Here is an 11,910-nt window from a genome sequence, read left to right as displayed (position 1 = left end):
GTGAACCAATAAAACCTGTGTTTTTTGTCGTTTTTCAGGGAAAATTTTTAGCAACAGCCAATAAAAAAGCCTTAACAACTTAAGTTGTTAAGGCTTTGTTTTATCTTAAGTAAACTGATTTATTCGTCAGTTTAGTTAGATAAGCCTAGTCTTGAGATAAGCTGTAGACATAGGCACTGATCACATGGACTTTTTCTTCGCCCAAAATATCAGCCCAAGGTGGCATAACACCGGCGCGGCCGTTACGGATAGACTCTTCCACCGCTTTTTGTGAACCGCCGTATAACCAAGTGCCGTCAGTCAGGTTAGGCGCACCCAATGGGATGCCCATGGCCAGGCTGCCTTTACCTTCTGCTCCGTGACAGGCGGTACACATGGCAAACTTGGTTTGACCGGCTTTGGCATGCTCAGGGTTTACTTCACGTCCGCTTAGGCTTAACACATAAGCCGCCACTTCTTTAACCCCTTGCTCGCCGCCAACAGCGGTTTCCCAGGCCATCATGCCGTTGGCCTTACGGCCGTGCATAATACTTGCTTTGATCACGTCAGGGCTGCCGCCGTATAACCAGTCCTTATCGGTCAGGTCAGGGAAGCCTGTGGTACCGCGGGCATCAGAGCCGTGACATTGAGAGCAGTTTTGTAAAAACAGGCGCTGGCCTACTTTTAACGCGTCGCCGTCTTTAGCCAAGTCTTCGATGCTGCGCTGGGCATAGGCAGTAAAGATAGGGCCGAATCTTTCATCGGCGGCCGCCATTTCGCGGTCATACTCTACCAGTAAGCCTTGTTCTTTAGCTTGGGCAACTTTGGCTTTAGACTCTTCCAGGTTTAAAATGCCCTGGTTAGAACTCTTCCAGCCAAACAGACCTTGCCACTGGCCCAGGCCAGGGTAAAGCAGCAGGTAGCCGAAGCCCCAGATGATGGTGATTAAGAAGAACGTACTCCACCACTTAGGTAAAGGGTTATTCAACTCTTCTATGCCGTCAAATTCATGACCCATAGACTCGCCTTCTTTAACGCCGGCAAAGTTTTTTAAACACATGCGCAGTAGCAGGTAGCAACCCACTAAAGTGCCCAGGGTGAGAACTGATATCCAGATACTCCAGAAGCTAGACATTTTTATTAGTCTCCTGTTTGTTGTTTTTCTCTTTGCGATCTTCTTCAAAAATCGAGTTGGCGGCGCTATCAAACGACGACTTACGTTTTTTGCTGTATGACCAGATCACAATGATAATAAATAGTGCCAATATGAGGAGGGCAAAGAACCCTCTGAGCGTGCCGTAATCCATGGTCATTACTTCAGTGCATGACCGAGGGATTGCAAATAAGCAATCAAGGCGTCCATTTCTTTCTTACCGGCTACGGCTTTCTTGGCACCGGCGATATCTTCTGCCGAGTACAAAGGAATATATTCGCCTTGCTCGTTTTTATGGCCACGGTTTTTGGTTAGCAGATTAAAGGTTTCCATTTTCTTGCCTGTTAACTCACCGTCCAGGAGATCTTCTTCCAGCCACTTAAATGATGGCATGTTTGACTCCGGCACTACGGCGCGCGGGTCAATCAGGTGAACGCGGTGCCAGTCATCAGAATAACGACCGCCAACACGGGCAAGATCAGGACCGGTACGCTTTGAACCCCACAGGAACGGATGCTCCCATACGTGCTCACCGGCAACTGAGTAGTGACCGTAACGTTCGGTTTCGGCGCGGAACGGACGTATCATCTGACTGTGACAGGTATGACAACCTTCACGGATATAAATATCACGACCTTCAAGCTCAAGGGCGGTATAAGGTCTGAGGTTATCAACCGGCGTTGTCGTTTCTTTTTGGAAAAACAACGGGGTAATTTCTACCAGGCCGCCGATACTGATCGCAGCAATAGTCGCAATAAAGAACCAGCCTACGTGTTTCTCTAACGGTTCATGTTTATTTTTCATGCCATTGCCTCCTGACCTACTTCGATACGCTCAAGACTTCCGTCTTTGGCCTTAATGGTTTTAAACATGTTGTAAATCATGATCACAAAGCCGGCAACAACCAGGACACCACCTAAGAAACGCATGAAATAGAAAGGATAAGAAGCGGTTAAGCTCTCAACAAAGCTGTAGGTTAAGGTACCGTCGGTATTAACCGCACGCCACATCAAACCTTGCATGACACCGGAAATCCACATGGCAACGATATAAAGTACGATACCTGCGGTGTGCATCCAGAAGTGAACATTGATCAAACGGATGCTGTACATACGGCTCTGATTGAACAGGATAGGGATCAGGTGGTACATGGCACCGATAGAAACCATAGCAACCCAGCCAAGAGCACCGGAGTGTACGTGACCTACGGTCCAGTCAGTATAGTGGGATAAAGCATTGACTGATTTGATCGCCATCATAGGACCTTCGAAGGTAGACATGCCGTAGAAAGACAGGGAAACGATCAGGAAACGTAAAATCGGGTCGTGGCGAAGTTTATGCCAGGCGCCGGATAAGGTCATAATACCGTTGATCATACCGCCCCATGAAGGCAGGAATAAGACCACTGACATTACCATACCAACAGACTGAGCCCAGTCAGGTAAAGCGGTATAGTGTAAGTGGTGAGGGCCGGCCCAGATATACAGGGAAACCAGTGCCCAGAAGTGAACAATAGATAAACGATAAGAATAAACAGGACGTTCAGCCTGCTTAGGTACAAAGTAATACATCATGCCCAGGAAACCGGCGGTTAACAGGAAACCTACGGCGTTATGGCCGTACCACCATTGCATCATGGCGTCGATGGCGCCTGAGTAAAGTGAATAAGACTTCATCATAGACACAGGGATCACCATAGAGTTACCTATGTGTAATACCGCAACCGTGATAATGAATCCACCGAAGAACCAGTTAGCCACGTAAATATGCGAAGTTTTACGCTTGATTAAGGTACCAAAGAAAACAATGGCATAAGAAACCCAGACCACGGCAATCAGGATATCGATTGGCCATTCTAATTCTGCGTATTCCTTACTTGAGGTATAACCTAAGGGTAAGGTGATTGCTGCGGCAACAATAACTGCCTGCCAGCCCCAGAAGGTAAAGGATGCTAAATTCCCGCCAAAAAGCGTTGTTTTACAGGTACGTTGTACCACGTAATAAGAAGTAGCAAACAAAGCACTGGTACCGAATGCAAAGATAACAGCATTGGTATGTAGTGGACGAAGACGAGAATAGGTAAGCCAGGGGGTATCGAAGTTCAATGCCGGCCAGATTAACTGTGCAGCAATTAGAACACCAACGAGTGTTCCGACGAATCCCCAGATTACCGTCATTACAGTAAATTGACGTACAACGGTCATGTTGTAGTCAACTGCTGACGTATTACTTTGACTCATGTTATGGTTTCCGCAGTGATAATGAATTACAAAATTCGGGTTATTTTTATGAAGTCATTTAGCTCACGGCCAAATATCTGTATTATTTATAGTCGAAAACGATAAAGAATACAGATATGACTTTTAATCCCGGGCGCATCATAATCACTTACGGCTAAAATGTCATCTGCAGATGTAGTAAAATATGTTCTAAATCAAAAAAATTAAACTTGATGTCTGAAAAGATGAATTAAGTCGGTATTTAAGCAGTTTTTTAAGTAGGTTATCGGTTTTATTATGTACAAAATTTTTCCCGCTCTTTCCCCTGTCTTTATCTTGATGTTTAGCTTCGTTTTTAGTTTGCTTGCCGGTTGTCAGCCAGCGGATAAAAAAAGCCCCGTCAATGTTGAACCACAGTGCCTGGCGCAGCAAAGTGAATGTGTTGTCCGCACTCCCGGCGGTGACTTTCGTGTGCTGTTTAATGTCGACAAGGTGCTGACCGAGACGCCTTTTGAGGTCACTGTTGAATATCAGGGCAAGCAGTCAGTAAAAAATATCAGCGGTTATCTTGAAGGCCGGGATATGTTTATGGGCAAGATCCCCTTGTTTCTTACCGGGCAAAGCGAACATCAATACCTGGCGGAAGTCATGTTAGGCAGCTGTGCCCAGCCTTCTATGATCTGGCGCTTATGGCTTACTGCTGAGTTTGCCGGGCAAGTTGCGGACGGTGAAAGTCATTCAGGAAATAAGCAACAGTTTTTTATTGATTTTCCCAGCAGTAACGAATAGCACAATAATTCAGATATTTGTTCCGGGAGCAAGTTTACGTGAGTAAACCCCTTGCGCCCGGGACGGTAACGCTTATCGTTATTTTTTCGCAACAGCTGCTAAGGTTTGAGGGGTCGGATGCTCAATTAACTGGAACTGAGTGTTTCTCTCGCCGTAAACATAAATGCTGCAGCGTTGCCAGCTTTCTGGAATTGCCCAGCTGGTATTATTTTCTACGGTAAAGACATGACGTTTATTGGCGCAGCGCACATCGAGCTTGTTTAAACTCCCCTGGATATTAGCCAGGGAAAATGCTTTTCTGACTAAAGTATGGTTCCAGGTGTTTCTTTCTCCTATGGTGCCATTAAGGACAATGTCCTGTTCGCCGTCGATAAAATCTTTCACAATATCCCGGTTCTCCCTGAAGAGCTTGAGCAGGGATTTATCCCGGGTTGTACTTGCTATTTTTTCATAGGTTGCCAGTGCGTCATGCAAGCGGTTCAGCTCCAGGTTCAGATTATAAATTTGTTGTAATGTCGAAAGGCGAAATTCGGGGGTGAGGTGTTTGCTATTGGCCTCTAGTGCCCGCTTCAGGCTGGCTAACTCCTGCGGTTTGTCTCCGGTTTTTCTGGCATAGCTTGCCCGGACTAAAGAATAGTACATCTCTTCGCTCAGCCGCCACTGTTTAAAGGTTTTAAGTTGGTCAATTTTTGCTTTGGCCCGGGCTAGCTCATCTTGTTCTATCAGTGCCTGGATATCTTTATATTGCTGAAAAAATTTCCGGCTGACCGAGCCGTTAGCTCCTTGTAAACTAAAGTCTATTTTGACGCGATTTTGGCATTGTTGTACCGGCTTGCCATTTTCTATGGCGGGTTGGTAACGCCATTTTTTCGCCGCCCGAATCGCCGCCTTATCAAAGCTTCTTCGTCCCGATGATTCTTCCACCAGGATATTGCTGACAGAGCCATCGGTTTCAATAACATAACTTAATATTGTCCAACCTTCACGTCCGCTTTTTGCTTCCTTTGCCGGATATCTGGGCTCATGCCGTTTTTGTGCCACGGCATCTGTAATTGTGGCAATTTGTTTGACTTTAGCGCTAGGGTTTGAACCGGATACCTGCTTTGTATCTGCAAGGCTTGCAAAACTAGGGAAAGATAGCGTCATTGCCGAAAGAGAAAGGGGTAACAGAGCTTTTATCAGTGACATCAGGGATCCTTGTTGATTGCTGAAGGGGCAGTATAGGCTTTTACTTATTTATCTCAAGCAGTTAACGCATTAATTGTATTACAGCTGATTACATGGCGAAATAATAGCGATGGATTGAGTGAAAATAACATTGCAGTGTTGCCGGTTAAGCTCAGGTTCAGTTTAGGCAAGGTAGGCTGAGCAAGTAAATAATATTTTGTTGCTTAATTGCCCCGGGGAAGTTTTCATCCCTGAGTGTTATTTTGTTATAGTAATATCTTTCAATTTTTTAATGGCTTAACCCGAGAAAGGAGCAGGTTATCAACGCCGGTATCAAAACAGTCAATAAATGGTGGTTGTGGTTTTTTCTCCTGCTTATTCCTGTCGGGGCTGTGCTGTTGGCGGTTAATTTTGATCAAGTTGTGCGCTTAAGCATTAATTATTACCTGAAACACTACCACAGTGAGTTAAAGCTGGAAGTTAGTGCCCTGAAAATTGACAAGATTAACTCCGATTTTGTTACTTTCAGTGATTTAGCCTTAACGCAGGAAAAAAGTCAGCTCAGTTTGTCGGGCTTTCAGCTGCAACTGGCGCCAGAAAAGCCTTACTGGCTTAGCCGGCTTATTTTAGAAAAAGGGCAACTGTTGCTGGATCTCGACAGCCTGTCTCAATTCTTACCAAAGGAAAAATCACCCGAAACTGACAGCTCAGTTTTATACAGGCAATTACTGTCATTATTATCTGCCTTACCTGAGATTACGATAAAAGTGCTTAATACTGAGCTATTTTCTCATCAGAAGAAGGCCGCCGATAAGTTGCTGCTGGAGGATAGTCACTTAACTTTTACGGTCGGGACAAAAGTTAGCATGAACTTAAAGACAGACCAGCAAGACTTGGTAAATTTACAAAGTGATTTTGAGCCCGGGGCTGTTGCTGGCGAGTTAACCGCTGATCTGGGTAAGCTGAACTCCCTGATTGAACGCTATTTTGACCAACCCTTGATGATAACCGGTGAGCTTAGCAGTGACTTTACCCTGGTGCCGGCAGATGCGGGCTGGGCTTTAACCTCAAACAATCAAGTGAGCAATAGCCGCCTGGATCTGTCAGGGGTAACCGGGGAAGCGGTAAGTTTTGTTGTAGATGGAGATTTTATCCTGAATTATCGTGACGCGGCTTTAGAGGTGATAACCGGTCAAGATACCGGGTTAAGGATCAAAGCCGCTGCTGATACAGTTAAAACTCTTAAGGCCAAGCTTAAGCAACAAGGTTTTGGACAAGACATTGACCGTTTGTTACAGGAAAATATCCCTCAGCAGGTATTTGTTTATCCGGGCAGTACTGTTGCCCTGGATGACAATAACCAGCTACTGTCCGGTAATTTACAGCTACACAGCCAGCTTAAAAATGGTGAAATAACCATTAAGCTGCCCGAATTTACCATTGCAGAGCAAAAGCAGGTCATTAACTGGCAGCTTGATTATCAGCAGCAACAGCCAATTAAACAATTGGGGAAAGTGGCGCTCAGTTCGGATGGTGAAATAAGCCACTCGCCTGCAGAAACCAAGCTGACAATAAAGACTGGAGAGATATTACTGACAGAGGTCAAGCATCAAGAGCAGGAGGTACAACAAGGAACTTTTGCGCTGACTAAGCCGACGCTCATTCAGCTTAGTGACGAAACAATCCAGCTGAGGGACAAGTTGTTTTTTACTTCAACTTTTGAGCTGGTAGAGGTAAGTCAGCAGAACTTTGGGGAGATCTGGGCTGAGCATGTGGTATGGCAAGCGGCTGATAATTTCCGTGCAGACAGCATATGGCGACTGGATGACTCCCTTCGCTTAACTAGCGAACATCTATTTAATAATAATATCGTAAAGGGTCGGGCCATACTTGAGAGCACGCCTTTATCTGAGCTACTTGGCAGGGTGGAGCTACCTGAGTTACTCACCTTGGATGGTCAAATTAGCAATGAACTCAACTATGAGTTCGAGTTGGAGACACAGGCACTGAGTGGCAAGGTGTCGGGAGAATTAGTTAACAGCTTTGGCAGTTATGATGATATTGCTTTTAGTGATATCAATGCCGGTTGGTCCTGTTTTTGGCGAATGGCAAAGTTGAGTTGTGGGCAGCTTGGGCTTAGCTCCGGGCAAGTCAATGTTGGTGTCAACATCACAGATATGCAATCCCGGGGGACATTTTTCTGGGATAAAAATAACTGGTGGTATCACTTAAATAGCTTTAAAGGAAAACTGCTTGATGGCGGATTTTCCATCACGCCGTTAGAGGTTGCGCCCGGACAGGATATTTCGGGGGAGTTGATTTTAGAGCATATCTCGTTAACTGATCTGGTCGCTTTGCAACAGCAACCCGGTATTGAACTGACTGGTTTTATTGATGGTAAATTGCCTTTTAGCTACAACGCGGATGGTTTGAACATTAATCGGGGAAAATTGCTGAATCAGGGGGGAGGCCTGATCAAAGTCGATGGTAACCCGGCGGTAGAGGAGTTAAAAAAGAGCCAACCTCAGCTAAAATTCTCCCTGGATGCCCTTAAGGAATTACATTATCAGTACCTGGATAGTGAAGTTAGTATGATGTCCGACGGCTCAACCTTGCTCAAAGTGTCGGTTCAAGGGAAAAATCCTGATCTTGTCGAGCCGGTTCATTTTAATTATCAACATGACGAGAACCTGTTCCTGTTATTACGCACTTTACGACTTACCGAGCGGTTAAGTGAAAATATTGAAAAAGCAATCAACAAGTAAAACAGAAAATGTCTACCAGAACTTAAATATATCGCTTTAATAAAAAGCCTTAAGGAGTTAGCAATGAAAATGAAATTATCGGCCCTGACAATAGCACTGTTATTGTTTGGCTGTACCCCCACGGTGGAGGTGGCGGTGCCGGATAAGCCGATCACCATAAATCTGAATGTAAAAATAGAACATGAAATCCGCATTAAGGTGGATAAAGAGTTAGATGAAATTATCAGTGATGACGAATTATTTTAGGGGGTAACATGAAAATTAAATTAATCACAGCCGCATTGGCCTGTTTACTGACTTTTGCCGCCCATGCCTTAACTTTAAAAGACGCGAAGAGCTCAGGTTATCTCGGTGAACAAGCCGACGGTTATTTGGGGCTGGTTAAAGAAAACAGCGAGGCGAAGGCCTTGATGCTGTCGGTAAATAAAAAGCGCCTGGCGCGTTTTAAAGCCATTGCCAAGAAAAATAAAACCTCAGTTGCCGATGTCGCCGCTTTGGCCGGGGAAAAGTTTATCAATAAAACCGCCAAGGGCAATTATATTAAAACCAGCTCGGGCAAATGGAAGAAGAAATAAACCACGGGCTTGGTTTGAACGGGCATATGGACTGAGCTCTCATATGCCCGGTTAAGCTTTTATCAACAATTTAGTGAAATTATGACCAGTGAAATAAATAACAATATCCATGCCGATCGTAATGGTGAGCCGTCAGCTGAAATAAAGTTTTCGGATAATAAGCCGTCAATTTGCTATGTCGGCTTTTGGGCCAGGGTGATGGCGTCTTTAGTAGACACGGTTATCCTGATACTGATCAGCTGGCCTTTGCTGCTGGTCTTGTATGGCAAAGAATATTTTGAAATGGAGCAGCTTGTTGCCGGACCGGCAGATTTTCTGATCAGCTGGGTTTTTCCTGTGGTGGCGGTTGCCTCTTTTTGGTTCTACAAACAGGCCACCCCGGGAAAGATGCTGGTTTCGGCAAAAATTGTCGATGCAAAAACCGGAAACAAACCGACAAAGGGGCAATGTATCCTGCGTTATTTCGGGTACTTCCTGTCTGTTATCCCTTTTGGCTATGGCATGCTATGCGTGGGCTGGGACAAAAAAAAGCAGGGCTGGCATGATAAGCTTGCCAGTACCGTGGTGATCCGGGAAAGTCTGGCAGATGACTAAGGTGGAGGATTAAAATAAGTCATTAAGCGAAGCTTTTCCTTCTTTGGGACTCCGTTATTATTGAAAATGAAAAAAATTTGATTTGGCTAAAATTTGGTTGCTCCTGCTGCCATACAGAGTAAGCTTGAGTGAAAATTTGCACTTTGTTAACGGGTACTCAGATGTCAGCCATTCCAGATGATTATGTTAATTATAAATCCACCCAAGAAATGACCTCGGATAATGTCCCTAAGATGTTTTTACACCTTCACAATACCCGGGCCGGGGTGTACGGGAAAATTTGTGTTATTAGCGGGCAATTGAAGTTTTACGGTTTTGCCGACAGGCGAGGAGAAGTCGAGCAGGAAATTATTATCAAGGCTGGTGACTTTGCCGTCTCGCCCCCCGAATATTGGCACAAGGTGGAATTTTTAACCGATAATACCCGTTTCAGGGTGGATTTTTATGCGCAAAAAGACTCGGATATTGTTGCGCAAAACAGCAGTGAGCGTAATAAATAAAAGCTCCTGATCAGCGGTTTCAATTCATTTTTCACTGCAGAAGAAGCGAACAAACCTGGCTTATGTTATTTTTTAGATCGGCCAATGTAAGTTTACCCGGGCACCGCCCCGGGGGCTATCTGTGATGCTTATCCAGCCCCGGGTGTCTTTGAGCACCATATTGGCTATAGCCAGTCCCAGGCCAAATCCCCCGGTATCGCGGTTGCGGCTTTTATCCGTACGGTAAAAAGGTTTTAAAATCAGCGTTCTTTCATCTTCTTCGATACCGGGACCGTCATCATCAACCGATAAAATAACCTGTTCTTTTTCTTGAGAAAAAGTGATGGTGACCCGGTTTTGACAATATTTTACCCCGTTGCTGATAACATTAAACAGGGCACGCTCGAGCAAGGTCGGGTTTGCCAGCAAACAAAAATCCGTTGCTGCGTGTACGGTAATATTCGCTTTTGGCAAACTGCTATTAAGCTGTGTGACTATCTGGCGGGTCATTTCAATGATGTTGATTTCTTGCCTGTCAATTTCCACTGCAGTTAATCTCAGCCTGGAGATGGTGAGGATTTCTTCCATCAACGCCGAGAGTTCTTCTAAATCTTCATCCATGCCCTGGAGTAACTCCTGGGTTTCGGGTTGAGAGCCGCCATTTAATGCGATATCCAAGGCCAGGCGCAGCCGGGTAATCGGGATCCTCAATTCATGATGGATAGCGCCCGTGAGGATAATATTTTCCTGGGTTTTATCGTCGAGTGCCGTTGCCATCTGGTTGATATCGGCGCTCAGTTTTGCCAACGCCGGAATGCGATAAGAGGGCATCCGGGAAGTGAAGTCACCATCGGCCAATGATCGGGTCACGGTTGATATTTGTCTTAAATACCGGTACATAGCCCAGGAAATCAGGGTGATGACCACGGCGAGAAAAAAATAGATGGCAATCAGGCTCAGGTAATAGGCGCTAATATATTCATCGGAAAAACTGCTGACAAAATTATATTTCAGCGCCATATGCTTTAGCTTGGGCTGCTGCAGCGGGGCGATCACCACCAGATGGTCAGTCTGTTCGGTGATATCGATGAAATCAACATAACTTGCCTGTTTGTTGGTGGACCCGTCCGGCAGGGGGATGAGTTCGATATCTTCAACTTCTTCATCCAGGTAGTCGCGCCAATAGGCCAGTCTGTGCTGATTATGTGTTTGATCGCCGCTTAACTCCCGGCCAATCAGCAAGGTTAACAGCTGGCCATAGTGGCGAAACTCTTGGCTGATCTCTTCCTGGTAATAGTCATCAATCAGAGATTCGGTGGCATAGCTGGCAAGCAGTAAACAACCGACGATAAGCGAATATAAGATGACGGCAAAGGTGCGCATAGTCGGGCCTTAGTCTTTTACCAGGATATAACCGAGTTGTCTTATGGTGCGGATATAATCCTTGTTGGGATTGCCTTTGGAAAGTTTTTTTCTTAATTTTGATATCCGCATATCTATTGAGCGGTCAAGGCCGTCATATTCTTTCCCCCGTAGCAGGTGAAATAAATCATCGCGTTTGACTATGCTGCCTGCCTGTGTCGCCAGCTGCCATAATAATTCAAATTCAGCCTCTGCCAGGGGGATATTCGTGTTGTCACGGCAGAGCGTTCTTTTATCATGATTGATGACTAAGTCCTGCACTTCAACCAGGCTTTGCTGCGGTTTATTCTGGCGTCTAAATAAAGCATTAAGGCGCGCCAGTAATACATGGGTGCGTACAGGTTTACACAGGAAATCGTCCACGCCGGCATTTAAAGCCGTGACTTCGATAATATCCCCTTCATGGGCGGTCAACATTAAAATACCTTTATCAAAATCGGGACGGACAGCGCTGCAAACTTCGACGCCGTCCATTTTAGGCAACATTAAATCGAGGATCACTAAATCCGGCGGAGTTTGTTGGATATACGCCACCGCTTCTTCGCCGTTTTGCAGCCAGTGAACATCAAAATGCTCAGAGCGCAAAAACTGGATCAGTAATTTAGCGATACGCTGGTCATCTTCAACAATTAATAATCTTGCCGGCGGCGCGGCTAACCCCTGAGTTGTTGCTGACAAAATAAACCTCACCCTTGATTTTTCATCATCATAGACATTTTAGCTATCGCGTTAAAGGCAATTTTTTATCTGGTTACATTAGCTGACAAT

13 protein-coding genes are annotated in these 11,910 nt (G+C 45.3%); 6 read left to right on the top strand and 7 right to left on the bottom strand.

Annotation, left to right across the window (positions count from 1 at the left end):
• Positions 1 to 145 precede the first annotated feature (145 nt).
• The 4 genes from ccoP to ccoN are packed head-to-tail and all read right to left on the bottom strand — an operon-like array spanning position 146 to position 3,372.
• Positions 146 to 1,114, bottom strand: coding sequence for a cytochrome-c oxidase, cbb3-type subunit III (gene ccoP, locus SG35_RS18210; protein ID WP_044836027.1), 969 nt, complete (start codon positions 1,112 to 1,114; stop codon positions 146 to 148).
• Positions 1,107 to 1,286, bottom strand: a complete 180-nt coding sequence (locus SG35_RS18205; RefSeq protein ID WP_044836048.1) for a cbb3-type cytochrome oxidase subunit 3 — start codon at positions 1,284 to 1,286, stop codon at positions 1,107 to 1,109. The genes ccoP and SG35_RS18205 overlap by 8 nt, the downstream gene beginning before the upstream one ends.
• Positions 1,287 to 1,291: 5 nt before the next feature.
• A complete protein-coding gene (ccoO, locus tag SG35_RS18200; protein ID WP_044836028.1) occupies positions 1,292 to 1,936 on the bottom strand; it encodes a cytochrome-c oxidase, cbb3-type subunit II in 645 nt (214 codons plus the stop codon).
• On the bottom strand, positions 1,933 to 3,372 hold the full coding sequence (ccoN, locus tag SG35_RS18195; RefSeq protein ID WP_044836029.1) for a cytochrome-c oxidase, cbb3-type subunit I: 1,440 nt from the start codon (positions 3,370 to 3,372) through the stop codon (positions 1,933 to 1,935). Before ccoN ends, ccoO begins: the two co-directional genes overlap by 4 nt.
• A 276-nt stretch (positions 3,373 to 3,648) precedes the next feature.
• On the opposite strand from ccoN, the gene SG35_RS18190 reads away from it, so the two are divergent.
• Positions 3,649 to 4,140 (top strand): hypothetical protein, encoded by a 492-nt coding sequence (locus SG35_RS18190; RefSeq protein WP_053043451.1) that lies wholly within the window; start codon positions 3,649 to 3,651, stop codon positions 4,138 to 4,140.
• Positions 4,141 to 4,218: 78 nt separating this feature from the next.
• Here the strand turns inward: SG35_RS18190 and SG35_RS18185 are convergent, their stop codons facing one another.
• Positions 4,219 to 5,328 carry an energy transducer TonB gene (locus SG35_RS18185; protein ID WP_053043452.1) on the bottom strand — a complete coding sequence of 370 codons (1,110 nt, stop codon included), beginning with the start codon at positions 5,326 to 5,328 and terminating at the stop codon, positions 4,219 to 4,221.
• A 335-nt stretch (positions 5,329 to 5,663) separates the two neighbouring features.
• Here SG35_RS18185 and SG35_RS18180 point away from each other — a divergent pair, with 335 nt between their 5' ends.
• The 5 genes from SG35_RS18180 (at position 5,664) to SG35_RS18160 (ending at position 9,741) form a co-directional block, all read left to right on the top strand.
• Positions 5,664 to 8,072, top strand: a complete 2,409-nt coding sequence (locus SG35_RS18180) for an intermembrane phospholipid transport protein YdbH family protein (protein WP_044836030.1) — start codon at positions 5,664 to 5,666, stop codon at positions 8,070 to 8,072.
• Between the two features lie 63 nt (positions 8,073 to 8,135).
• Positions 8,136 to 8,318, top strand: a complete 183-nt coding sequence (locus SG35_RS18175) for a YnbE family lipoprotein (RefSeq protein WP_044836031.1) — start codon at positions 8,136 to 8,138, stop codon at positions 8,316 to 8,318.
• A gap of 8 nt (positions 8,319 to 8,326) precedes the next feature.
• A complete protein-coding gene (locus SG35_RS18170; protein WP_044836032.1) occupies positions 8,327 to 8,647 on the top strand; it encodes a YdbL family probable chaperone protein in 321 nt (106 codons plus the stop codon).
• An 81-nt stretch (positions 8,648 to 8,728) separates the two neighbouring features.
• Positions 8,729 to 9,241: an RDD family protein gene (locus tag SG35_RS18165; protein ID WP_084693015.1), complete on the top strand. Its 513-nt coding sequence runs from the start codon at positions 8,729 to 8,731 to the stop codon at positions 9,239 to 9,241.
• 161 nt (positions 9,242 to 9,402) lie between these two features.
• A complete protein-coding gene (locus SG35_RS18160) occupies positions 9,403 to 9,741 on the top strand; it encodes a TehB family protein (protein ID WP_044836033.1) in 339 nt (112 codons plus the stop codon).
• Between the two features lie 72 nt (positions 9,742 to 9,813).
• On the opposite strand, the gene SG35_RS18155 is transcribed toward SG35_RS18160, so the two are convergent.
• Together SG35_RS18155 and SG35_RS18150 are read right to left on the bottom strand one after the other, a co-directional pair.
• A complete protein-coding gene (locus SG35_RS18155; protein WP_044836034.1) occupies positions 9,814 to 11,103 on the bottom strand; it encodes an ATP-binding protein in 1,290 nt (429 codons plus the stop codon).
• Positions 11,104 to 11,112: 9 nt separating this feature from the next.
• Entirely contained in the window at positions 11,113 to 11,820 is a 708-nt protein-coding gene (locus tag SG35_RS18150) for a response regulator transcription factor (protein ID WP_044836035.1), read from the bottom strand.
• Positions 11,821 to 11,910 lie beyond the last annotated feature (90 nt).

Origin of the sequence: Thalassomonas actiniarum, from assembly GCF_000948975.2 — a bacterium.
GTDB classification, from domain to species: Bacteria; Pseudomonadota; Gammaproteobacteria; order Enterobacterales; family Alteromonadaceae; genus Thalassomonas; species Thalassomonas actiniarum.
The sequence above is the reverse complement of the archived record's forward strand: the minus strand, read 5'-3'. Positions and strand labels throughout refer to the sequence as shown.